This window comes from Burkholderia sp. COPS (genome assembly GCF_019425585.1).
Classification (GTDB): domain Bacteria; phylum Pseudomonadota; class Gammaproteobacteria; order Burkholderiales; family Burkholderiaceae; genus Burkholderia; species Burkholderia cepacia.
This window is the reverse complement of record NZ_WIXR01000043.1, coordinates 39,236-61,681: the sequence shown is the minus strand read 5'-3', so window position 1 is coordinate 61,681 and position 22,446 is coordinate 39,236. Positions and strand designations below refer to the sequence as shown.

21 protein-coding genes and 2 pseudogenes are annotated in these 22,446 nt (G+C 69.2%); 11 read left to right on the top strand and 12 right to left on the bottom strand.

What is annotated here, in order from left to right; genetic code table 11:
- Window positions 1–22 precede the first annotated feature (22 nt).
- The 5 genes from FOZ70_RS29885 to ugpC all read left to right on the top strand — a co-directional run bounded on the left by FOZ70_RS29885 (window position 23) and on the right by ugpC (window position 5,123).
- Window positions 23–1,348 (top strand): sugar ABC transporter substrate-binding protein, encoded by a 1,326-nt coding sequence (locus FOZ70_RS29885; RefSeq protein WP_059676432.1) that lies wholly within the window; start codon window positions 23–25, stop codon window positions 1,346–1,348.
- 114 nt (window positions 1,349–1,462) lie between these two features.
- Window positions 1,463–2,416 (top strand): sugar ABC transporter permease, encoded by a 954-nt coding sequence (locus FOZ70_RS29880; protein WP_021159530.1) that lies wholly within the window; start codon window positions 1,463–1,465, stop codon window positions 2,414–2,416.
- The gene (locus FOZ70_RS29875) at window positions 2,413–3,264 is read left to right on the top strand and encodes a carbohydrate ABC transporter permease (protein ID WP_027789251.1); all 852 of its coding nucleotides are present in this window, start codon (window positions 2,413–2,415) and stop codon (window positions 3,262–3,264) included. The genes FOZ70_RS29880 and FOZ70_RS29875 overlap by 4 nt, the downstream gene beginning before the upstream one ends.
- Window positions 3,261–3,944 carry an HAD family phosphatase gene (locus FOZ70_RS29870; RefSeq protein WP_060127134.1) on the top strand — a complete coding sequence of 228 codons (684 nt, stop codon included), beginning with the start codon at window positions 3,261–3,263 and terminating at the stop codon, window positions 3,942–3,944. The genes FOZ70_RS29875 and FOZ70_RS29870 overlap by 4 nt, the downstream gene beginning before the upstream one ends.
- 69 nt (window positions 3,945–4,013) lie before the next feature.
- On the top strand, window positions 4,014–5,123 hold the full coding sequence (gene ugpC, locus FOZ70_RS29865) for a sn-glycerol-3-phosphate ABC transporter ATP-binding protein UgpC (protein WP_060127137.1): 1,110 nt from the start codon (window positions 4,014–4,016) through the stop codon (window positions 5,121–5,123).
- 13 nt (window positions 5,124–5,136) lie between these two features.
- On the opposite strand, the gene FOZ70_RS29860 is transcribed toward ugpC, so the two are convergent.
- Window positions 5,137–6,021 carry a LysR family transcriptional regulator gene (locus FOZ70_RS29860; protein ID WP_059648873.1) on the bottom strand — a complete coding sequence of 295 codons (885 nt, stop codon included), beginning with the start codon at window positions 6,019–6,021 and terminating at the stop codon, window positions 5,137–5,139.
- A 114-nt stretch (window positions 6,022–6,135) separates the two neighbouring features.
- On the opposite strand from FOZ70_RS29860, the gene FOZ70_RS29855 reads away from it, so the two are divergent.
- From FOZ70_RS29855 to FOZ70_RS29845, 3 genes are read left to right on the top strand one after another with little or no spacing between them, the layout of a single operon-like run.
- Entirely contained in the window at window positions 6,136–7,332 is a 1,197-nt protein-coding gene (locus tag FOZ70_RS29855; protein WP_060127139.1) for a serine hydrolase domain-containing protein, read from the top strand.
- A complete protein-coding gene (locus FOZ70_RS29850) occupies window positions 7,329–8,540 on the top strand; it encodes an MFS transporter (protein WP_060127142.1) in 1,212 nt (403 codons plus the stop codon). The genes FOZ70_RS29855 and FOZ70_RS29850 overlap by 4 nt, the downstream gene beginning before the upstream one ends.
- 9 nt (window positions 8,541–8,549) lie before the next feature.
- Window positions 8,550–8,759: a helix-turn-helix transcriptional regulator gene (locus FOZ70_RS29845; RefSeq protein ID WP_059497611.1), complete on the top strand. Its 210-nt coding sequence runs from the start codon at window positions 8,550–8,552 to the stop codon at window positions 8,757–8,759.
- 75 nt (window positions 8,760–8,834) lie between these two features.
- Here the strand turns inward: FOZ70_RS29845 and FOZ70_RS29840 are convergent, their stop codons facing one another.
- The 4 genes and pseudogenes from FOZ70_RS29840 to FOZ70_RS38270 form a co-directional block, all read right to left on the bottom strand.
- Complete coding sequence (locus FOZ70_RS29840) at window positions 8,835–9,839, bottom strand: sugar-binding transcriptional regulator (RefSeq protein ID WP_175849138.1); 1,005 nt, start codon at window positions 9,837–9,839, stop codon at window positions 8,835–8,837.
- A 65-nt stretch (window positions 9,840–9,904) separates the two neighbouring features.
- Window positions 9,905–11,386, bottom strand: a complete 1,482-nt coding sequence (xylB, locus tag FOZ70_RS29835) for a xylulokinase (RefSeq protein ID WP_219707420.1) — start codon at window positions 11,384–11,386, stop codon at window positions 9,905–9,907.
- An 83-nt stretch (window positions 11,387–11,469) separates the two neighbouring features.
- Window positions 11,470–12,909: a D-arabinitol 4-dehydrogenase gene (gene dalD / locus FOZ70_RS29830; RefSeq protein WP_219707419.1), complete on the bottom strand. Its 1,440-nt coding sequence runs from the start codon at window positions 12,907–12,909 to the stop codon at window positions 11,470–11,472.
- A gap of 191 nt (window positions 12,910–13,100) precedes the next feature.
- A pseudogene (locus FOZ70_RS38270) lies at window positions 13,101–13,253 on the bottom strand (LysR family transcriptional regulator); the annotation flags it as partial.
- Between FOZ70_RS38270 and FOZ70_RS29825 the strand changes: the two are divergent.
- Window positions 13,248–13,394: pseudogene (locus FOZ70_RS29825) on the top strand (MFS transporter); the annotation flags it as partial. The pseudogenes FOZ70_RS38270 and FOZ70_RS29825 sit on opposite strands and share 6 nt — an antisense overlap.
- A 120-nt stretch (window positions 13,395–13,514) precedes the next feature.
- On the opposite strand, the gene kynA reads toward FOZ70_RS29825, so the two are convergent.
- The 3 genes from kynA to kynB form a co-directional block, all read right to left on the bottom strand.
- Window positions 13,515–14,450 (bottom strand): tryptophan 2,3-dioxygenase, encoded by a 936-nt coding sequence (gene kynA, locus FOZ70_RS29820; RefSeq protein ID WP_219707426.1) that lies wholly within the window; start codon window positions 14,448–14,450, stop codon window positions 13,515–13,517.
- An 89-nt stretch (window positions 14,451–14,539) separates the two neighbouring features.
- Entirely contained in the window at window positions 14,540–15,790 is a 1,251-nt protein-coding gene (gene kynU / locus FOZ70_RS29815; RefSeq protein WP_104767033.1) for a kynureninase, read from the bottom strand.
- 27 nt (window positions 15,791–15,817) lie between these two features.
- Window positions 15,818–16,459 (bottom strand): arylformamidase, encoded by a 642-nt coding sequence (gene kynB / locus FOZ70_RS29810; protein WP_021162542.1) that lies wholly within the window; start codon window positions 16,457–16,459, stop codon window positions 15,818–15,820.
- A gap of 130 nt (window positions 16,460–16,589) precedes the next feature.
- Here kynB and FOZ70_RS29805 point away from each other — a divergent pair, with 130 nt between their 5' ends.
- Window positions 16,590–17,090, top strand: a complete 501-nt coding sequence (locus FOZ70_RS29805; protein WP_006477992.1) for an Lrp/AsnC family transcriptional regulator — start codon at window positions 16,590–16,592, stop codon at window positions 17,088–17,090.
- On the opposite strand, the gene FOZ70_RS29800 is transcribed toward FOZ70_RS29805, so the two are convergent.
- The 3 genes from FOZ70_RS29800 to FOZ70_RS29790 all read right to left on the bottom strand — a co-directional run bounded on the left by FOZ70_RS29800 (window position 17,077) and on the right by FOZ70_RS29790 (window position 19,960).
- Window positions 17,077–17,586 (bottom strand): flavin reductase family protein, encoded by a 510-nt coding sequence (locus FOZ70_RS29800; RefSeq protein ID WP_060069749.1) that lies wholly within the window; start codon window positions 17,584–17,586, stop codon window positions 17,077–17,079. The two genes, FOZ70_RS29805 and FOZ70_RS29800, sit on opposite strands and share 14 nt — an antisense overlap.
- A 305-nt stretch (window positions 17,587–17,891) precedes the next feature.
- A complete protein-coding gene (locus tag FOZ70_RS29795) occupies window positions 17,892–18,557 on the bottom strand; it encodes a hypothetical protein (RefSeq protein WP_027789263.1) in 666 nt (221 codons plus the stop codon).
- The gene (locus tag FOZ70_RS29790; protein WP_048024939.1) at window positions 18,554–19,960 is read right to left on the bottom strand and encodes a selenium-binding protein SBP56-related protein; all 1,407 of its coding nucleotides are present in this window, start codon (window positions 19,958–19,960) and stop codon (window positions 18,554–18,556) included. The genes FOZ70_RS29795 and FOZ70_RS29790 overlap by 4 nt, the downstream gene beginning before the upstream one ends.
- A gap of 583 nt (window positions 19,961–20,543) precedes the next feature.
- Here FOZ70_RS29790 and msrA point away from each other — a divergent pair.
- Entirely contained in the window at window positions 20,544–21,104 is a 561-nt protein-coding gene (gene msrA / locus FOZ70_RS29785; protein WP_041492935.1) for a peptide-methionine (S)-S-oxide reductase MsrA, read from the top strand.
- A 34-nt stretch (window positions 21,105–21,138) separates the two neighbouring features.
- On the opposite strand, the gene FOZ70_RS29780 is transcribed toward msrA, so the two are convergent.
- Entirely contained in the window at window positions 21,139–22,428 is a 1,290-nt protein-coding gene (locus tag FOZ70_RS29780; protein WP_060321102.1) for a DUF72 domain-containing protein, read from the bottom strand.
- Window positions 22,429–22,446: the final 18 nt, after the last annotated feature.

Genomic DNA, 22,446 nt, shown 5'->3' with positions numbered 1-22,446 from the left:
TAACAAACACAGGAGACATGCCATGCAACGAAAGATGCTCGACGCCGCCGCACGCTGCTTCGCCGGAGCCGCGCTCGCGACGGCGGCCTGCGCCGCGTCCGCCGGCACGCTGACGATCGCGACGCTGAACAATCCCGACATGATCGAGCTGAAGAAGCTGTCGCCGGCGTTCGAGAAGGCGAACCCGGACATCAAGCTGAACTGGGTGATCCTCGAGGAAAACGTGCTGCGCCAGCGCGCGACGACCGACATCACGACCGGCAGCGGCCAGTTCGACGTGATGGCGATCGGCACCTACGAGACGCCGCAGTGGGGCAAACGCGGCTGGCTCGCGCCGATCACGGGCCTGCCCGCCGACTACGACCTGAACGACATCGTGAAGACCGCGCGCGACAGCCTGTCGTACAACGGCCAGCTGTACGCGCTGCCGTTCTACGTCGAGAGCTCGATGACGTTCTACCGCAAGGACCTGTTCGCGGCGAAGGGGCTGAAGATGCCCGACCAGCCGACCTACGACCAGATCGCCGAGTTCGCGGACAAGCTCACCGACAAGGCGAAGGGGACCTACGGGATCTGCCTGCGCGGCAAGGCCGGGTGGGGCGAGAACATGGCGTACGTGTCGACGGTCGTGAACACGTTCGGCGGGCGCTGGTTCGACGAGAACTGGAATGCGCAGCTGACGTCGCCCGAATGGAAGAAGGCGATCACGTTCTACGTGAACCTGCTGAAGAAGGACGGCCCGCCGGGAGCGAGCTCGAACGGCTTCAACGAGAACCTGACGCTCACCGCGTCGGGCAAGTGCGCGATGTGGATCGACGCGACGGTCGCGGCCGGGATGCTCTACAACAAGCAGCAGTCGCAGGTAGCCGACAGGATCGGCTTCGCGGCCGCGCCGGTCGCCGCCACGCCGAAGGGCTCGCACTGGCTGTGGGCGTGGGCGCTGGCGGTGCCGAAGACGTCGAAGCAGCAGGACGCCGCGCGCAAGTTCATCGCATGGGCGACGTCGAAGCAGTACATCGAGATGGTCGGCAAGGACGAAGGCTGGGCGTCGGTGCCGCCGGGCACGCGCACGTCGACGTATCAGCGCCCCGAGTACAAGGCCGCCGCGCCGTTCTCGGACTTCGTGCTGAAGGCGATCGAGACGGCCGACCCGAACGATCCGTCGCTGAAGAAGGTGCCGTACACGGGCGTGCAGTACGTCGGGATTCCTGAATTCCAGTCGTTCGGCACGGTGGTCGGCCAGTCGATCGCGGGCGCGGTCGCGGGCCAGATGTCGGTCGACCAGGCGCTCGCCGCCGGGCAGGCCGCCGCCGACCGCGCGGTGCGGCAGGCCGGCTACAAGAAGTAACGCGCAAGCCGTCGCGCGGCCCGTGTCGTGCGCCGTGGCACACGGCGCGGGCCGGCGAAGCTGACAGGCGGGCACGCCGTTCGCGCCCGCGCATCAACCGGAGGGACTCCGATCATGCGTCACCTGCGTCTTCCCCTGAGCCATGCTCATGCGCCGTCGGTCGGCGACGCGTCGTCGCCGCCCGGCGCGCCGCGCCGCGCGCGCGGCGGCGCGAGCTGGCTCGTCTCGCCTTCCGTCGCGGTGCTGCTGCTGTGGATGTCGATCCCGCTCGCGATGACGATCTGGTATTCGTTCTCGCGCTACAACCTGCTGAACCCGGACGTGAAAGGTTTCGCCGGGCTCGACAACTACCGCTTCCTCGCGACCGATCCGTCGTTCCTGCCCGCGATCTGGCACACGCTCGTGCTGATCGGCGCGGTGCTCGCGATCACGGTGGTCGGCGGCGTGCTGATGGCCGTGCTGTTCGACCGCAAGTTCTACGGGCAGGGCGTCGCGCGCCTGTTCGCGATCGCGCCGTTCTTCGTGATGCCGACGGTGTCCGCGCTGATCTGGAAGAACATGATCCTGCACCCGGTGTACGGGCTCGTCGCGAACGCGATGCGCGCGCTCGGGATGACGCCGATCGACTGGTTCGCCGATTACCCGCTCACCGCGGTGATCATCATCGTCGCGTGGCAGTGGCTGCCGTTCGCGTTCCTGATCCTGTTCACCGCGATCCAGTCGCTCGACCAGGAGCAGAAGGAGGCCGCGCGCATCGACGGCGCGGGCCCGATCGCGATGTTCTTCTACATCACGCTGCCGCACCTGAAGCGCGCGATCGCCGTGGTCGTGATGATGGAGACGATCTTCCTGCTGTCGATCTTCGCGGAGATCTACACGACGACCGGCGGCGGCCCCGGCGACGCGACGACCAACCTGTCGTACCTGATCTACGCGCTCGGCCTGCAGCAGTTCGACGTCGGCCTCGCGTCCGCGGGCGGCATCATCGCCGTCGTGGTCGCGAACGTCGTGTCGTTCTTCCTGGTGCGGATGCTCGCGCGCAACCTGAAGGGGGAGTACGAGAAATGAGCGACCTGACCTTCGAAGGCCGGCGCGTGCCGGCCGTGTTCGACCTCGTGCGGCGTGCGCTGCCCGGCACGCTCGCGTGGCTGATCGCGCTCCTGCTGTTCTTCCCGATCTTCTGGATGGCGATCACCGCATTCAAGACCGAGCAGCAGGCGTATGCGTCGACGCTGTTCTTCATGCCGACGCTCGACAGCTTCCGCGAGGTATTCGCGCGCAGCAACTACTTTTCGTTCGCATGGAATTCGGTGCTGATCTCGGCCGGCGTCACGGTGATCTCGCTGCTGTTCGCGGTGCCGGCCGCGTACGCGATGGCGTTCTTCCCGAACCACCGCACGCAGAAAGTGCTGTTGTGGATGCTGTCGACGAAGATGATGCCGTCGGTCGGCGTGCTCGTGCCGATCTACCTGCTGTGGAAAAACGCGGGGCTGCTCGATACCGTGTCGGGCCTCGTGATCGTCTACACGCTGATCAACCTGCCGATCGCGGTGTGGATGACGTTCACGTACTTCAACGAGATCCCGAAGGACATCCTCGAAGCCGGGCGCATCGACGGCGCGTCGACGTGGCAGGAGATCGTCTACCTGCTGATGCCGATGGCACTGCCGGGGCTCGCGTCCACCGCGCTGCTGCTCGTGATCCTGTCGTGGAACGAAGCGTTCTGGAGCATCAACCTGTCGAGCTCGAACGCCGCGCCGCTCACCGTGTTCATCGCGTCGTACTCGAGCCCCGAAGGGCTGTTCTGGGCGAAGCTGTCCGCCGCGTCGCTGCTGGCGGTCGCGCCGATCCTGATCGTCGGCTGGCTGTCGCAGAAGCAGCTCGTGCGCGGGCTCACGTTCGGAGCCGTCAAATGACCGCGAACGTCCTGATCTGCGATTGCGACGGTGTACTGATCGACAGCGAGGCCGTGGCGGCCGACGTGATCGTGCGCGAGCTCGACGCGCGCTGGCCGGGCGTCGATGCGCGGCCCGCCGTGATGCCGTTGCTCGGGCTGCGCATCGAGCGCGTGCTGGCCGGCGCGGGCGACGCCGTCGGGCGCACGCTGTCGGCCGGCGATGTCGACGCGATCCGCCGCGCGGTCGAGGCGGCGGCCGTCAACGCGCCGATGGTCGACGGCATCGATGCGGCGCTGGGCGCGATTCAGTTGACGACGGCCTGCGCGAGCAACAGCTACCGCGCGTACGTCGAGGCGGCACTGGCGCGCACGGGCCTCGCGCGCTTCTTCGGCGACCGGCTGTTCTGCGCGGATGCCGTCGCACGGCCGAAGCCCGCGCCGGACGTGTATCTCGCCGCCGCGCGTACGCTCGGCGTCGTGCCTGCCCAGTGCCTCGTGGTCGAGGACAGCGCGACCGGCATCACCGCGGCCGCCGCGGCCGGCATGACCGTGCTCGGCTTCGTCGGCGGCGGGCATGCGTCGGCCGCGCAGATCGACGCGCTGCGCGGGATCGGCGCGCGCCACGTATTCGACGACATGCACGAACTGCCCGGCTACGTCGCGCGCTGGCAGGCGACCGGCGCGGTGCTGCCGAACTAGCAACCACGAACGATTGCGCGCCGCGTTCGACGCGGCGCGTCTCGCATCACGAACGAACGGAGACAGATCATGGCAAGCGTGCTCCTGCGCAACATCGCGAAGCGCTACGACGAAACCGAAGTGCTGCGCAACGTGAACCTCGACATCGCCGACGGCGAATTCGTCGTGTTCGTCGGCCCGAGCGGCTGCGGAAAATCCACACTGATGCGGATGATCGCGGGCCTCGAGGACATCTCGAGCGGCGACCTGCTGATCGACGGCGCGAAGGTCAACGACGTGCCGAGCGCGAAGCGCGGCATCGCGATGGTGTTCCAGTCGTATGCGCTGTACCCGCACATGACGCTGTACGACAACATGGCGTTCGGCCTGAAGCTCGCGGGCGCGAAGAAGCCCGAGATCGACCAGGCCGTGAAGAACGCCGCGAAGATCCTGCACATCGACCATCTGCTCGACCGCAAGCCGAAGCAGCTGTCGGGCGGCCAGCGGCAGCGTGTCGCGATCGGCCGCGCGATCACGCGCAAGCCGAAGGTGTTCCTGTTCGACGAACCGCTGTCGAACCTCGACGCGGCGCTGCGCGTGAAGATGCGGCTGGAGTTCGCGCGGCTGCACGACGAGCTGAAGACGACGATGATCTACGTGACGCACGACCAGGTCGAGGCGATGACGCTCGCGGACAAGATCGTCGTGCTGTCGGGCGGCGCGGTGCAGCAGGTCGGCACGCCGAACGAGCTTTACCACGCGCCGGCGAACCAGTTCGTCGCGGGCTTCATCGGTTCGCCGAAGATGAACTTCCTGACGGGCACCGTCGATTCGGTCGATGCCGGCGGCGTGCTCGTGCGCTTCGACAGCGGCGAGACGCAGCGCGTCGCGGTCGAGGCGGCGGGGCTGCAGCGCGGCGCGGCGGTGACGGTCGGCGTGCGGCCCGAGCACCTGAAGGTCGAAGCGGCGGCCACCGGCGTGGCCGTGCGGACGATGGCCGTGGAATCGCTCGGCGACGCCGCGTACCTGTATGCGGAGTCGGCCGTCGCGCCGGACGGGCTGATCGCGCGGATTCCGCCGCTCGACACGTACCGCACCGGCGAGGCGCTCCACGTGCACGCGCAGGCCGAGCACTGCCACCTGTTCGACGAACACGGCCAGGCGTTCCGCCGGCCGAGCGTGCACGCGAAGGCCGCATGACGGCCGGCTGCGGTCACAGCGGCAGGTGCGCGGCCATGTAATCGACGAACGCACGCAGCTTCGGCGTCGGGTGGCGGCCCGACGGCCACAGCACGTAGACCGGCGTGCAGCTCGCGACGTGTTCGTCGAGCACCGCGCGCAGCGTGCCGTCCGCGAGCGCCTCGCGCACGAAGAAGATGGGCAGGCACGCGATGCCGAGCCCGCGCAGCGCGAAGCACAGGCGCGCTTCCGCACTGTTGCTGACCATCGCGACCGGCACTTCGGGCGGCATGCCCGCGCGCGGCACGCGCAGCGGCCAGGTCTCGAGCTTGCCGCTGGTCGGGAAACGGTAGTGCAGGCAGCGGTGCTGCGCGAGATCGGCCGGCGTGCGCGGCGTGCCGTGCCGGTCGAGATAACCGGGGGACGCGACGAGGTGCTGGCGGAAGTGGCCGAGCAGCCGCGACGACAGCCGGGAATCCGAGGGCTGGCCGGTGCGCAGCACCGCGTCGAACCCTTCGTCGACGACGTCGACGAGCCGGTCGCTGAAATCGATGTCGAGCTCGATCTCCGGATACGCGGCCATGAAATCGGCGAGCACCGGCAGCAGCAGCGTGCCGATCGTCGGAAGGCTCACGCGCAAGCGCCCGCGTGGCGCTTCGGCACTGTGCGTCAGTTCCTGCTCTGCCGCGTCGAGCTCGGCGATCACGCGCCGGCACCGTTCGAGAAAGCGCGTGCCTTCGGCGGTCAACGTGATGCTGCGCGTGCTGCGGTGAAAGAGCCGCACCTTCAGCCGCGCCTCGAGCCGCGCGATGCGTTTGCCGATCGCCGAAGCCGATAGCCCGAGCGCACGTCCGGCCGCGACGAAACTGCGCGTTTCCGCGACCTGAACGAACACGACGAAGCCACCGAGGTTTTCCATGCGAGTTCCCGATTGCGGACGCCAGCGTCCGGATTGTCCGGAACTCTACCCCGGTTTTTCTTCTTGCGTCGGCTCCCTACGATGAGCGCTCGTTCATTGTCGAGAGGTCAAGTCATGTCATCCCTGCCTGTCACCGCCTTGCGCGTGGAACCGGACGCCGCGCTGCGCCACCGGCTCGACGACGCGCTGGATCGCGCGCTTGCCGACGCGCGCATGGTCGGCGCGGTCGTGCTGGTCGCGCAGCACGGCGAGCTGCGTTATGCGCGTGCCGTCGGCCTCGCCGATCGGGAAGCCGGCACGCCGATGCGGGACGATGCGCTGTTCCGCCTGTCGTCGGTCACGAAGCCGGTCGTGGCGGCCGCCGCGATGCGGCTGGTCGCGGCGGGGCGCATCGCGCTCGACGAACCGGTCGCCCGCTCGTTGCCCGGATTCCGCCCGACGTTGACCGACGGCACGCCTGCCGTCATCACGTTGCGTCATCTGCTGTCGCATACGGCCGGCCTCGGCTACCGTTTCCTCGAAGCGGACGGCGGCGGCCCGTATGCGCGCGCCGGCGTGTCCGACGGAATGGACCGCTCGGGTCTCTCGCTCGCCGAGAACCTGCGGCGCATCGCCAGCGTGCCGCTGCAGTTTGCGCCAGGTACGTCGTGGGGCTATTCGCTGTCGATGGATGTGGTCGGCGCGCTGATCGAGGCAGTCGACGGGCGGCCGCTCGCCGACGCGGTCGCCGCGCTCGTCACGACACCGCTCGGGATGACCGACACCGCGTTCGTCGCGCACGATGCCGCACGCGTCGCGACGCCTTATGTGAGCACGCCGGGCGCCCCGCGACGGATGGCGGACGTCGATCTCGTGCCGGTGTTCGACGGCACGATCGGCATCCGCTTCGAGCCGGCGCGCGTGTTCGATGCCGATGCGTGGCCGTCGGGCGGCGCGGGGATGGTCGGCACCGCGCGCGATTGCGTGACGCTGCTCGACGCGCTGCGCACGGGCCGCGACGGCTGGCTCGAACCCGCATGGGTCGACGAGATGGCGCGCGTCCAGCCGGGTGCGCGCGAACTGCGGGATGCGCCGGGTTTCGGCTTCGGGCTCGGGTTCTCGGTGCTGCGCGATCCGGTGGCCGCGCGGTCGCCGGAGTCGGTCGGCACCTGGCGCGGGGGCGGCGCGTACGGGCACACGTGGTTTGTCGACCGCGCGGCGGGGCTGACGGCCGTCGCGCTGACCAACACGCTGTACGAGGGCCTCGACGGGCGGATCGTGACCGCGGTGCGCGATGCGGTCTACGGCGTCGATACCGGGAGCGCGGCATGAGCGACTGCACGACGATCGATGACGAGCCCGCCGTTCAGCCGGTGCAGGCCGGTGCGCGCCTGCCGGTTGCGAACCTGCTGGCGCTCGCGACGGCCGCGTTCATCACGATTCTCACCGAGGCGTTGCCGGCCGGCCTGCTGCCGCTGATGAGCGCCGACCTGCGCGTGCCCGAGGCGCTGATCGGCCAGCTCGTGACCGTATATGCGCTCGGCTCGATCGTCGCGGCGATTCCGCTCGTCGCCGCGACGCGCGCGATGCGCCGGCGCACGCTGCTGCTCGCGGCGCTGGCCGGCTTCGTCGTGTCGAATGCGCTGACGGCCGTGTCGCCGTACTACGCGCTGACGCTCGCCGCGCGTTTCGTCGCGGGGATGGCGGCCGGGCTGCTGTGGGCGCTGCTCGCCGGCTACGCGAGCCGGATGGTCGATGCCCCGTTGCGCGGCCGGGCGATCGCGGTCGCGATGCTCGGCGCGCCGGTCGCGATGTCGATCGGCATTCCGGCCGGCACCGCACTCGGCGCGGCGCTCGGGTGGCGCGTCGCGTTCACGGGTATCACGCTCGCGGCGCTCGTGCTGATCGGCTGGATCCGTTGGCGTCTGCCCGATTATCCGGGGCAGCAGGCCGGCGCGCGCGAGCCGGTGCTCGGCGTGATGACGCTGCCCGGTGTGCGGCCGGTGCTGACCGTGATGTTCGCGTACGTGCTGGCGCACAACATGCTGTATACGTACGTCGCGCCGTTTCTCGCGGGCGTGCGGATGGGCGCGCAGATCGATGCGGTGCTGCTCGTGTTCGGTATCGCGTCGCTGGTCGGCATCGCGCTGACGGGCGCGTGGATCGGCGCCGCGCAGCGGCGGCTGACGCTCGCCAGCATCGCGTTGTTCGCCATCGCGGCGGCGATGCTCGGCGCCGGTTCCGGCATGGCGATCGTCTATGCGGGCGTCGCGCTGTGGGGGCTCGCGTTCGGCGGTGCGCCGACGCTGTTCCAGACGGCCACCGCGAACGCCGCGGGAGAGGCGGCGGACGTCGCGCAATCGATGCTCGTGACGGTGTGGAACCTCGCGATCGCGGGTGGCGGTATCGCGGGCGGGATGCTGCTCGGCGCAACCGGGGCGGGCGCGATTCCGTGGGTGCTCGTCGCGCTGCTGGCGGCCGCGTGGGTCGGCGCATGGCGTGCTCGCCGGCATGCGTTTCCGGCGCCGCGCGCCGCGTGAGTTGGCAGTGTGCAGGTACGGGCGCGATCGCTGACGGCGCGCGAGAAGGAGGGGCTGAAATGGACTGCGGCAGGCAAGACGTATGCCGATGTCGGACTGATACCGTCCATCCATGACAGGACTGCGAAGTTTTACCCAATGAACGTGATGCGCAAGCTTCGTGCGGCCAACCAGGCGGTGGTCGTCATGAAGGTCACGATGCCCGGGTGTCTGCAGTGATGTGCGGTTTGTCCGGACGCGTCGGCGATCCGGTGTGCGGCGACCGCATGCGGTGACGGGAAGCCGGCACGCCGGCTACGCGTCCAGCGCCGCCCTCGCGCACGTCTCGTCGGTGACGAGCCCCGACATCCAGCCGCCGCGCAATGCGGCGATCACCGCATCGCGTTTCTTCGGGCCGCCCGCGAATGCGATCGTCGGGCGCTTCGGCGGCGTGGCGAGCGACACGCTCGTCACGCGCGTGCCGGTCGACACATCGATCAGCTTGCCTTGCGCGTCGATCGGCACGCCGAGCAGTTCGGCCACCGCGCCGCGCGCGGTCATCTCGTCGCGCTCCTGTTCGGTGATGAAGCCGTCTTCGTAGAGCGGGCAGTGCGGGCCGATGTTGCCGATCCCGACGAACGCGACGTCGGCCTGGCCCGACAGCGCCTCGACGATCCGGTACAGCCGGTGATTGCACCACTGCGCGCGCTCGGCGGCGCTGTCGGCGAACAGCGGCGCGGGCAGCAGGAAGTGCTTGCTGCCGGTTTTCTCGGAGATGTACTGCGCGACGTCGTAGCGGTTCGACGAACCGTCGGCCGCGATCGCGCCGACCATCGACACGAGGCGATGCTGCGGGCGGTCGATCTGCGCGATCTGTGCGACCGCGGCCTTCAGCGTCCGGCCGCTGCTGACCGCGATCACCATCGGCCGCGTTTCGTTCAGGTAGCGCTCCATCACCTGCGCGCCGGCGACGGCCAGCTTGCGGTCGATCGCGTCGGGCGCATCGGCATCGACGGGCACGACTTCGCACATCGCGAGGCCGTAGCGCTTCGACAGCTGCGCGCCGAGATCGAGACAGTCGGCGAGCTGGTGGTCGACGCGCACGCGGATCAGGTTCTTCTCGACCGCGAACGCGACGAGGCGCTGCGCGACCGGGCGCGACACCTGCAGCTTTTCCGCGATCTCGTTCTGCGTGTCGCCCGCGACGTAGTAGAGCCACGCGGCACGCGTGGCGAGATCGAGTTTTTCTGAGGACTTGGACACGATAGCGATTCGGTTCGGAGCTGGGGGGCCGCCCGCGGGCCGGCCGGCGGGCCGCATGACGGCATCCACTGTACCGCATGTCGCGCATGCGGCCGACGGCCGGCACGCGTGACGGGCGGCGCTTACGCGAGCCGTGCGCGCGACGGTTCGTACAGCGGCCGCACGTGGCGGTACAGCGAGCGAAACGCATCGAGGCGTTCGCGCAGCAGCGCATGGCGGGCGGCATCCGGCGCGTATTCGGCCCGCACCGGCGGCTTGGCCAGCACCGCATGCGGATCGCCGCCGACGGCCAGCCAGCCGAGCCGCGCCGCGCCGAGCGCCGCACCCGTTTCGCCGCCGCCGTGCTGGCGCGTGCGCACGTTCAGCGCATCGGCGATCAGTTGTGCCCAGTACGCGCTGCGCGCGCCGCCGCCGATCAGCGACAGCTGGGCGGTTTCGACGCCGGCCGCATGCAGCGCGTCGAGACCGTCGGCGAGGCCGAGCGTCACGCCTTCGAGCACCGCGTAGCCGAGATGCGCGCGTTCGGTCGCATGCGTCATCCCGAAGAACACGCCTTGTGCGTACGGGTCGTTGTGCGGCGTGCGCTCGCCGGACAGGTAGGGCAGGAACAGCGGGGCCGTCGCGCGCGCGTCGGCGTCGAGCGCCTCGACTTCGGCGAGCAGGGCGGGCTCGTCGGTGCCGGTCAGCTTGCAGACCCAGCGCAGGCAGCTCGCGGCCGACAGCACGACGCTCATCAATTGCCAGCGATCCGGAATCGCATGGCAGAACGCATGCACGGCCGATGCGGGGTTCGGCATGAAGCGATCGCCGACCACGCTCAGCACGCCGGACGTGCCGAGCGACACGAAGCCGTCGCCTGCATGGATCGCACCGATGCCAAGCGCGCTCGTTGCGTTGTCGCCGCCGCCGCCGGCTACCACGACCGCCTCCGACAGTCCGAGTTCGCGCGCGATGTCCGCGCGCAGCGTGCCGGACGGCGCGTTGCCTTCGACGATGCGCGGCATCTGGTCACGCGTCATCCCGCATGCGGTGAGCAGCGCGTCGGACCAGTCGCGGCGTGCGACGTCGAGCCACAGCGTGCCGGCTGCGTCCGACGGATCGGACACCTTTGCACCGGTGAGCCGGAACCGCAGGTAGTCCTTCGGCATCAGCACGCAGGCAGTGGCCGCGAACACATCGGGTTCGTGCTTCGCGACCCACAGCAGCTTCGGCGCGGTGAAGCCCGGCATCGCGAGATTGCCGGCGAGGGCGTGGAGATCGGGCGCGCGTTCGGTGAGCAGCGCGCACTCGTCGGCGCTGCGCATGTCGTTCCACAGGATCGCGGGGCGCAGCACGCGATCGTCGCGGCCGAGCAGCACGGCGCCGTGCATCTGGCCCGACAGGCCGATGCCGCGCACGGCCGCGAATGCTTGCGGATGTCGTTCGCGCAATGAGGCGAGCGCGGCGAGCGTGCCTTGCCACCAGTCGTCCGGATGCTGTTCGGCCCAGCGCGGATGCGGCCGCGACACGGTAAACGGCGAGCCGGCGGTGCCGACGACCGTGCCGTCCGGGGCGAGCAGCAGCACCTTCACTTCCGAAGTGCCGAGGTCGATGCCGAGATACATGAGCGATCCGTTCCGTCAGTGGGGACTCGCTACTTTAGCCGCGCGGCCGTGCACGTGCCAAGGCAGGTTCGCCCCGATGCGCGTCAGCGCGCCGCGAGCCATGCATCGACCCGCGCGAGTCCGGCGCGCAACGCCTCGAACAGCGCCGGGTTGCCGGCGAGCGAACCCCACAGCGCGCGGCTTGCGCACAGCGCGGCGACCTGGTCGTCGGCCTCCGGGTGGCCGGCCCCCGGATGGCCGGACCCCGGACGGCCGGCCCCGACGATCGCACGCGCGGCGCTTTCGTCCATCACGCCGTCCTGGTACGCATACGGCAAGGTGCCGCGCGCCCAGCGTTCGAGAAAGCGCAGGAACAGCGCGGGCAGCACGGCGGTGGCGACCGGTGCCGCGCCGCGTGCGAACGATTCGACGAGCGTCGGTGCGATGAAGCCGGGGATCTTCGAGAAGCCGTCGGCCGCGACGCGCTGGTTCGTGTCGAGTACGTACGGGTTGCCGAAGCGCTCGAGCACGACGTCGCGGTAGCGCGCGAGATCGAGCGGGCTCGGCGTCAGGCACGGGATCACGTCCTGCGTCACGTAGTCGTGCGCGAAGCGCCGGATCGCCGCGTCGTGCGTCCCTTCGTGGATATACGTGTGGCCCGCGAGCGTGCCGGCCCACGCGATGCAGCTGTGCGTCGCGTTGAGGATGCGGATCTTCGCTTCCTCGTACGGGTGGACGTCGTCGACGAGTTCGGCACCGGCCAGCTCCCAGCGCGGCCGGCCGGCCGCGAAGCGATCCTCGATCACCCACTGGATGAACGATTCGCCCATCACCGGGCATGCGTCGTCGATGCCGGTGGCGGCCAGCACGCGCTCGCGCACGTCGGCGGTCGGGCGCGGCGTGATGCGGTCGACCATCGCGCTCGGCGTCGCGACGTTCGCATCGAACCACGCGAGCAGGTCGGCCTGCCCGCGCCGTTCGAGGAATTCGCGCATCCCCGCGCGAAAGCGCGCACCGTTGTTGCGCAGGTTGTCGCAGCTCTGCAGCGTGAGCGGGCCCGCGCCGCGCTTCACGCGTTCGGCGAGCAGCGCCGCGAGCGCGCCGTACAGCGTCGTGCGCGCACCCTGCAGGTCGGCCGCGAGATCGGCATTCGCGACGTCGAGCCGGTTGTGTTCGTCGAGGTAGTAGCCGCCTTCGGTGACGGTGAACGACACGATCCGGCAGGCCGGATCGGCGCCGGCGTCGATCAGCGCGGCGAGATCGATCGACCAGGGCAGCACGCGCGTGATCGCGCGGATCGTCTCGTACGCGCGCTCGCCTTGCGGCGTGACGGTCTCGAGCGTGTATTCGCCGTGCTGCGCGGCGAGCGCGTCCATCGTCGCGCGCATGTCGTCGCGGATGTTGCCGACGGTCAGCGACCAGCGCTCGTCGGGCGGCACGGCCGCGTTCACGCGATGCAGATACCACGCCTGGTGCGCGCGGTGAAACGAGCCCGCGCCGATGTGCAGCAGCACGGGCGTGCGGGCGGAGGGCGATGCGCTCATCCGGTGTCTCCTGTTCGTGCCAGATTTTCCTGCCGAGTACGAATACGATCATTTGCTCTATGTGTGAGCGAATGATCGTATTCGGGCGAGCGAAAGTCAAGGCGGGGAAACGGCATTTCGATGGTGCGCTGCGGCGGCAGGCGGAATGAGCGGGCGGAAAGGGCGGACGGGCCGCCGGCCGGGAGGCGCCGTCAGCGTTCCTCGCGCGTCAACGCGAAGAGTTCCTCGAGCAGCTTGCCGGCCGGCTGCGGCAGGATGCCGTGGCGGCGCCGGAACGCGGTGAGCGTGCGCACGGCGACGACTTCGCGCACGGGCAGCGTGTCGATCGTGCCGGCGCGCTGCTGCTCGCCGCGCTCGCGATCGTGCTCGACGGTTTCGACTGCCAGTTGATCGGTTTCGCGATTCCGGTGCTGATCCGCGAATGGGGAATCACGCGCGGCGCATTCGCGCCGGCGGTGGCTGCCGGGCTGATCGGGATGGGCATCGTCTGCGTTGCGCTGTTGGCCGTGCGGCGGCATATCCCCCGACTGTCACGTGCGGCAGCGCAGCCGCGCGAAGGGGAGGAACTGGCCCGCACGTCGTCGTGACGGCGGGCGAGTGGGGCGTTACAGCGTGGTGCGCACGTGCCAGAGCTCGGGGAACAGCACGACGTCGAGCATCTTGCGCAGGTACGGCGCACCGCTGGTGCCGCCCGTGCCCTGCTTGAAGCCTATGATGCGTTCGACGGTCGTCACGTGACGGAAGCGCCACTGGCGGAATGCATCCTCGAGATCGACGAGTTCCTCGGCCATCTCGTAGAGCTCCCAGTGCTGCTGCGGGTGGCGGTACACCTCGAGCCACGCGGCTTCGACCGTTTCGTCGTGCTGCGTCGGCTGCGTCCAGTCGCGCTCGAGCCGCGCTTGCGCGATCGGGAAACCGCGCCGCGCGAGCAGGCGGACGACCTCGTCGTAGAACGACGGCGCCTCGAGCGTCGTGCGCACCTGTTCGAGGATGTCGGGCCGGTGCGCATGCGGCTGCAGCATCTGCACGTTCTTGTTGCCGAGCAGGAATTCGAGCTGGCGATACTGGTACGACTGGAAACCCGACGACTGCCCGAGATACGGCCGCATCGCCGAATACTCGGACGGCGTCATCGTCGACAGCACGTTCCACGCCTGCACCAGTTGCTCGAGGATCCGCGACACGCGCGCAAGCATCTTGAACGCCGGCGGCAGCGCGTCGGTGCGCACCGCGTCGAGCGCGCCGCGCAGCTCGAACAGCGCGAGCTTCATCCACAGTTCGCTCGTCTGATGCTGGATGATGAACAGCATCTCGTTGTGATCGGGCGACAGCGGATGTTGCGCGTCGAGGATCGAATTCAGCGACAGGTAGTCGCCGTAGCTCATCGACTTCGAGAAATCGAGCTGTGCGTTGTGCCAGCCGGCTTCGCCCGAGGCTTCGCCCGGCACGTGAGGCGCTTCGTGCGCCGCTTGTGCCGGATGTGCGGCGCGTGCGCCCGAGAACGGGCAGCCCGCCGGCGCGTCGCCGCCGGGTGGCTGCATATGACCAGAATTCACGACTATCTCCAGATTTGAATGACGGGGCGCGGCGCGCAATCCGCGTGACCGCGTTGCGCGCCGGGCAAGGCCGCTCAGGTCACCGCGCCGCGTTCGGCGAACTCGGGCGCCTTCCACGCGTCGGTGGCGAGGATGTCGCGCAGCGTCTCGACGGCATCCCACACGTCGACGAAGCGCACATAGAGCGGCGTGAAGCCGAAGCGCAGCACGTACGGCTCGCGGTAGTCGCCGATCACGCCGCGCGCGATCAGCGCCTGCATCACTTCGTAGCCGTGCGGGTGCTCGAAGCTCGCCTGCGAGCCGCGCTGGTGATGCGCGCGCGGCGTGACGAGCTTCAGCGACAAGCCCGCGCAGCGTGCTTCGACGAGCGCGATGAAGGCATCGGTCAGCGCGAGCGATTTGCGGCGGATCGTTTGCATGTCGGTTTGCAGGAACACGTCGAGCCCGCATTCGACCATCGACATCGACACGATCGGCTGCGTGCCGCACAGGAAGCGCGCGATGCCCGGATCGGGCGCGAAGCCCGGCTGCATCGCGAACGGTGCGCGGTGGCCCCACCAGCCGGACAGCGGCTGCGAGAAGTGTGCGTGATGACGCTGCGGCACCCACACGAATGCGGGCGAACCCGGGCCGCCGTTCAGGTACTTGTACGTGCAGCCGACCGCGCCGTCGGCGCGCGCGCCGTTCAGGTCGACCGGCACCGCGCCGGCCGAGTGCGCGAGGTCCCACAGCATCAGCGCGCCCGCGTCGTGCACGAGCTGCGTGACGGCCGGCATGTCGTGCATGTAGCCGGTGCGGTAATTCACGTGCGTGATCATCGCGACGGCCGTGTCCGCGCCGAGCGCGGCCGGCAGGTCGGCCGGATCGTCGATCAGGCGCAGTTCATAGTTGCCGCCGAGCTGCTCGATCAGCCCCTGCGCGATATACAGGTCGGTCGGGAAGTTCGAGCGCTCCGACACGATCACGCGGCGCTCGGGCGCGCGCTCGGCCTGGTGGCGCAGCATCGCCGACAGCAGCTTGAACAGGTTGATCGAGATGGTGTCGGTGACGACCGTTTCGCCCGGTGCGCCGCCGATCAGCGTCGCGAGCTTGTCGCCGAGACGGCGCGGCAACGCGAACCAGCCGGCCGTGTTCCAGCTGCGGATCAGGCCTTCGCCCCATTCGGCGCCGATCACCTGCTGCGCGCGGGCGGCCGATGCGCGCGGCTGCGCGCCGAGCGAGTTGCCGTCGAGATAGATTACGCCGTCGGGCAGCGAGAACTGGTCGCGCAGCGGGGCGAGCGGATCGTCGCGGTCGAGCGCGAGCGCGTCTTCACGGGTCTTGATCATGATGTGGGTCGTCAGTCGGGGTAATCAGGAGGCACGCGCGGGCAGCGCGCGCAGCACCGCGCGCACGGGGCTTGCGTCGAGCGTCGCGAATTTCAGCGGCAGTGCGATCAGTTCGTAGTCGCCGGGCGGCACGTCATCGAGCACGATGCCTTCGAGGATCGCCATCCGGTGCGCGCGCACGCGGTGATGCGCATCCATCGTCTTCGATTCCTGCGGGTCGAGCGACGGCGTATCGATGCCGATCAGCTTCACGCCGTGCGCGGCGAGCAGGTCGACGGTCCCGGGCGCGACCGCGCAGAAGTCGCTGTCCCACCGTTCGACGCTGGCGCGTGCATACGTGCGCAGCAGCACGCGCGGCGGCACGCCGTCGAGCGCGGCCGCGACATCGGCCGGCTGCACGACCGGCGATGCGCCGATGCAGTGGATCACGCGGCACGGGCCGAGATAGGTGTCGAGCGGCACGGCGCCGATCGGCGCGCCGTCGGCGTCGTAATGCAGCGGCGCGTCGCAGTGCGCGCCCGTGTGCGGCGACAGCGTCAGGCGTGCGACGTTGACCGGCGAGCCGGCCTCCATCCGCCACACGCGTTCGACGGAAACCGGCGTATCGCCCGGCCACACGGGGGTGGCGGGGCTGACAGGCGGCGAGATGTCCCAGAGGGTGTCCATGGCATGACGATTCGGTGAGTCGATGCTTCGAATGATAGGTGGACGCTCGCAGAAAGTGCTTGCGAAATAAACATGGACAAACCGCCGGATTGGCAGATAATTCGACTCAGAGGGAAAACGGGGACCAAAAATGCACGCGATCACGCTCGATGCCACCGACTGCCGGATTCTGGCGGTACTGCAGGAAGAGGGCAGAATCAGCAATCTCGACCTGGCGGAACGCATTTCGCTTTCGCCATCCGCCTGCCTGCGCCGCATGCGCCTGCTCGAGGAGCAGGGCGTGATCGAGCACTATCGCGCGTGCCTGAGCCGCGAGAAGCTCGGCTTCGAGCTCGAGGCGTTCGTGCAGGTATCGATGCGCAACGAAGAAAATCAATGGCACGAGCGCTTCGCGGAAGCGCTGCGCGAATGGCCGGAGGTGGTCGGCGCGTTCGTCGTGACGGGCGAGAGCCACTATCTGCTGCGCGTGCTCGCGCACAACCTGAAGCACTACTCGGATTTCGTGCTGAACCGGCTCTACAAGGCGCCGGGCGTCATGGACATCCGTTCGAACATCGTGCTGCAGACGCTGAAGGACGAAGCCGGCGCGCCGGTCGGGCTGGCGCGCACGGGGGCGATCAAAGCGGTGTAAGGCCGTGGAAGCCGCCGCCGTGGAACACGAGCGGCGGCGTCGTGTCCGATGCGGCGCGCACGCCGCAGCGTTCGACCTCGCCGACGAAGATCACGTGGTCGCCTTCGTCATAGCGGCTGCGGTTGTGGCATTCGAACCATGCGAGCGCGCCGTCGAGCACGGGCATCCCGGAGTTGCCGGCCGCATGCGCGATTCCTTCGAAGCGGTCGCCCTTGTAGGTCGAGAAGCGCTTGCACAGGTCGAGCTGCGAGGCCGCCAGTACGTTCACCACATAGTGGCTGTTGCCGCGGAACACGGGCGTCGACGCCGATTTGTGCGCGAGGCTCCACAGCACGAGCGGCGGATCGAGCGATACCGAGTTGAACGAGCTGGCGGTGATGCCGATCAGCTGCCCGGACGGCGCGCGCGTCGTGATCACCGTCACGCCCGTTGCGAACTGGCCAAGCGCTTGCCGGAAAGCGGCCGAGTCGAAATCCGGAGGATTGGCCAGGCTCATCGGGCAGCCATCCGGAACGAGACGGGCGGGCGCGGCGCGACGCGAGCGGGGCGGGCACGGCGGACGAAAGGCGACAAGGTGGTCGATGGGGAAGGGGTGCGCATGGCCCGATTTTAGCGGAATCGGGGCCGCCGGGCCCGGCCAGACGGCGCATCGAGGGGGCAGGGTGGCGTAGCGAACACTGCGGCGCGCGGCAGGACGGGCAATCGCGCGCGGCCGGCAACGCCGTTCTGTCGCGTTTTTCGAGCGGTGCCGCCGCGCGGTCCCGCGCAGTGGCATGTCCCGACCGCCGATCCCCGCGCCATCTATCGCGCCGCCGCCAGTCCGAGCGACAGCGCGCCTGTCACGATCAGGCTCGACGCCCACACCGCATCGAGATTGAACCAGCTCCGCGACACGAACTTCAGCCCGAGATAGCGGTACACGAGCCACGCGAGCCCGCCGCCGGCGCCGATCATCGCGATGGCATGCACGGCCGCGACGACGAGCGCCATGCCCAGATGCGCATCGACGAGCGTGGCCGCCGCCCGGTGGCCGGCGTCCCGGTCGAGCCCGCAGAGCCCGAGGTAGATCGGCACCAGCATCAGCCCCGCGCCATGCGCGATCGCGACCGCGAACGACCACAGGCCGAGCCGCGCCGGCGGGATCCGCGCGAGCGCACGCGGATGCCGGCGCCGGATCAGCAGCACCGCGCCGAAGCCGATCACGAGCGCGCTCGCGCCGATCCGGATCGCCGATTGCCAGGCAAGCAGCGCGGCGAGCAGCCCGAACGGCAGCATCACCGCGAAGACCGCAAGCGCATGGCCGAGCGCGAGATAACCAAGCGCCGCGACGAGCGCGCCGCCGCGGCGGGTCATCAGCGCGTTCGACACCGCGAGCGGCCAGCCCATCGCGGGGTTGAGCCCGTGATACACCCCGCTCGCGAGCACGGCCGCCCACAGTGCGAACTGGGCGTGAAGGCCGGCGTTCAACGCTTGACCGACGGGTAGCAGAACGAGTCGGTCGAGCAGTCGCCGCCTTCGAGCCGGATCTGGTGCGCGCGATAACCTTCGGGGAACTCGACCCAGTAATCGTCGGCGAGCGTCAGCCCGCCTTCCGGCCCCGCATGCGCGAGCACCTGCGCGGCCGGCACGCCATCCGGATAAAACTGGTCGTCCCACGTCGAATAGAGAGAATTGGTCCAGTACACGCGCCGGCCGTCGCGGCTGATCTCGACCATCTGCGGGCCGCCCGCGAACGCGCGGCCGTTCGAGTGCGGCGCACGGCGCGCGATGCCGCCGATGCGCACCGACCCGGCGAGCACCGGGTTGTGCGGGTCCGATACGTCGTACTGGCGCATCTCGCCGGTGCCCCAGCACGACACGTACAGGAAGCGGTCGTCGAGCGACAGGTCGATGTCGGTCACGAGCGGCGGCACCGCGCCGAACGATTTCAGCAGCGGCGGCAGTTCGTCGGCCGCGGCCGGCTCGGCCGGGATGGTCGCGGTCTTCTTCACATGGAACTTGCCGCCTTCGCGCCACCAGGTCCAGATCGAGCCTTCGAGATTCGTCGTGTCGACCACGACGCCGACGAACCCGTATTCGCGCACCGGGTCGTGCGCGGGCCGCACTTCGAGCGCCATCTGATGCTGCGCGCCGAGATCGATCGTCTGCACGTTGCGCCGCGCGCGCAGGTCCCAGAAATGCAGCCGGTGCCCGTATTTGTTCGCGAGCAGGTCCTCGGGCACGATGCCGTTCTCGAATTGCGGCGGCAGCGCCCATTCGCTCGACACCATGTAGTCGCGCGGCAGGTTCCACCAGAAGTCGTAATGCTTGTCCTGCGGGCCGCGGTCGATCTCCCAGCGGCCGAGCACGTCGAAGGTTTCGCAATCCATGATGAAGATGCCGGGCGCGCCGTCGGTGCCGTCCTTGCCCGCGCCGCCAAGCGTGCTCACATAGATGCCTTCGGGGCCGCAGTGAACTGTGTGCGGCCGCGAATAGCCGGTTTTCGAGAAGATCTCGTCGGGCTCGATGATCTTGTGGATGCGCGCCTGCGTCGGATGCGGCTTCGTGTCGATCACGTAGATGCGCGACGAGCGCAGGCCGGGGATGATCAGGAAGCGGCGCTCGAGGAACGCATGGCCGGTCAGCGGCGACAGCGACGACGAACACGCATTCCAGCCGAAGTGGTGAAACTCGTCGCCGGTGTTCGGCATCGTCACCGTATGCACGATTTTTCCGTAGGTCGGCGAGCCGGGCTTCACGTCGATCACGGCGAGCGCGTCGGGTCTGGAAAAATCGGGGCTCAGCAACAACGTATAGGCAAACTCTTCCGCCGGCGCCTGCATCGCAAGCTCGGGCGAAGCGTGAAACGTCGGGTCAGGTCGCATGCTCATGGTGATGCCCTCTCGATGGGTTCGGATCGTTGACGCACGGCGGTTCGTTGCGGGCGTGCGGGTCGGGGTTGCCGCGCGGCGCGCGTGGCGCCGGCAGGCACGATCGGCAGGTGGGTGCACGCGTCGGCGACACGTGCGGCGCGCCGTGCATCAGATCGTGAAAGCGGAGAAAGGCGGTGTTCCGGATCGCCGCACGTGGGGCGAGACGGACGCACGGCAAGGGGGGGGCACGGTCGAAGCGGTAGCCCGCGATGCGGCGACGGCCGGGCGAGTGATGCGGACAATGTCTGTTAAGGCATGCATATCGATGTTCCGGCAGATGATGTTTGCATCAGGGTCGGGCACGCATCGGGCGCTTTGCGCGAGGCAGCGGGTTTGCCGCCGCGCTCGCGCGTGCCTAAGTGTAGACGAGAACGCGGGCGGTCGGTCGTGCGCGGTACCTGTGCAACCTGTCAGGTTCGCGCGCGAGTGAGATACTTGCCGCAGTGCCGTTGCGACCCGCCCCCGGGCGGGCAGCGGCGAGACGGAACGGTGGCGCCGGCGCATGCGTGCCGGCTGCCGACATCAACGAAGGACTGATTTCATGGTGAACGAGATGCTTGAAACCGCGACATTGGGAGGCGGGTGTTTCTGGTGCACGGAGGCGGTGTTTCTCGACGTCGACGGCGTGACGGCCGTCCAGTCGGGCTACGCGGGCGGCCATACGCGCAATCCCGGCTATCGCGACATCTGCGAAGGCGACACGGGCCACGCGGAAGTCGTCAACGTGACGTTCGATCCGGCGCGCATCGGCTATCGCGAGATTCTCGAGATCTTCTTCGCGACGCACGATCCGACCCAGTTGAACCGGCAGGGCAACGACGTCGGCACGCAGTACCGTTCGGTCGTGTTCACGCATTCGGACGCGCAACGCGACACGGCGCTCGACGTGATCCGCGAGCTGGAGCGCGAGCAGGTGTTCGGGCAGCCGATCGTCACGCAGGTCGTGCCGCTCGACGGCAACTACTGGCCGGCCGAGGATTATCACCAGAACTATTACGCGCGTAACCCGGGGCAGGGCTACTGCTCGGTCGTGATCGGGCCGAAGCTCGCGAAATTCCGGCAGAAGTTCTCGCACCGGCTGAAGTCGCTGCGCGGCGCGTAAGCGCCGGAACGGCGGGAGCCGGCGCAAACGGGCGTCAGGCCGCCTCGTTGCGCCACTGCGCGCACGCGGCGGCGATTTCGCGCGCGAGCGCGATGCACGACAGCGGCGCGGAGCCTTCCGCCTTGTTGTTGATCGTGATGATCACCGGCTGCCCGGCCAGCGCATAGCGCGCGGCCAGTTCGGCGAGCGCCGAGCGCGTGGCCGGATCCTCGTCGACGAGTTTGTCGAACGGCTCGTATTTCGCTTTCGCCTGTTCGTACCTGAAGCCGCTGTGCAGGCTCCAGCGCACGATCAGCGGGCCCGGCGCGTCGCCGTCGAGCAGGGCGAGCGCGGCCGCCTGGCGCAGCGCGTCGGGCATCCGCGCGTGCAGGCCGACGCAGTAGCGCACACCGAGCGCGGCGAGCGCGCGGATGAAACGCGGCGTGAGCAGGCTCGCGTCGCGAATCTCGATCGCATAGCGGGTGCCGTCGGCGTCCGGCGGCAGCGGCGGCAGCGCCGCGAAGAATGCGGCGAGCCGGTCGATCAGCGCGGCCGGCTGCGCGAGCAGCTGGTCGGGCAGCGGCGAGAACTGGAACACGAGCACGCCGGCTTTCCGGCCGAGCCCTTCGAGGCACGGCTGCACGAACTCATGGGTGGCGAGCTGCGCGTCGAGGAAGGTCGGGTTCGGCCCCGACGGCTCGCCGCGCCGGCCGCGGATGACCGCGTCGGTCACGGAGGCCGGCGCCTTCACGACGAAGCGGAAATCGTCGGGCACCTGCTGCGCGTAGCGCAGGTAATCGGCGACCGACAGCGGGCCGTAGAACGACCGGTCGAGGCTCACGCTCTTCAACAGCGGATGCGCGCCGTACGCTTCGAGCCCTTCGCGCGACAGCTTGGTCTGCGCGAAATCGCCGTCGTAGACGATGCCGTCCCAGCCGGGGAAGTACCACGACGACGTGCCGAGCCGAACGTTCGGCGGCAGGCCGGCCGCTGCGTCGGCGACCTCGGGCGCGATCGGCGCGGGCAGCACGCCGCGTCGGCGCCGGCCTTTCTTCGGCGGCGCGGCCGGCGGGGACGGTTCGTCCCACAGCAGGCCGGAAGCGGCAGGCGGTGTTTCGTCGGAAGAACGGGAGCGGGCGCGCGGTGCAGGCTGCGCGTCGTCACGCGCGTCCGGTTTCACGTGTTCGTCGGTGCGGGCAGGCGGGCCGTCGTCCTCGGGCGACGCGCGTGCAGCGTCGGCCGGCACGCCGAACAGGTCGAATTGCCCGTCGGCGTGCGGCGCGTGCGCGTCGTCATGCTGCTGTCGTTCCGGCGGCCCCTTGCGCCGCGTCCTGCCGTCACCCATGCATGCCCAGCGTGAAGC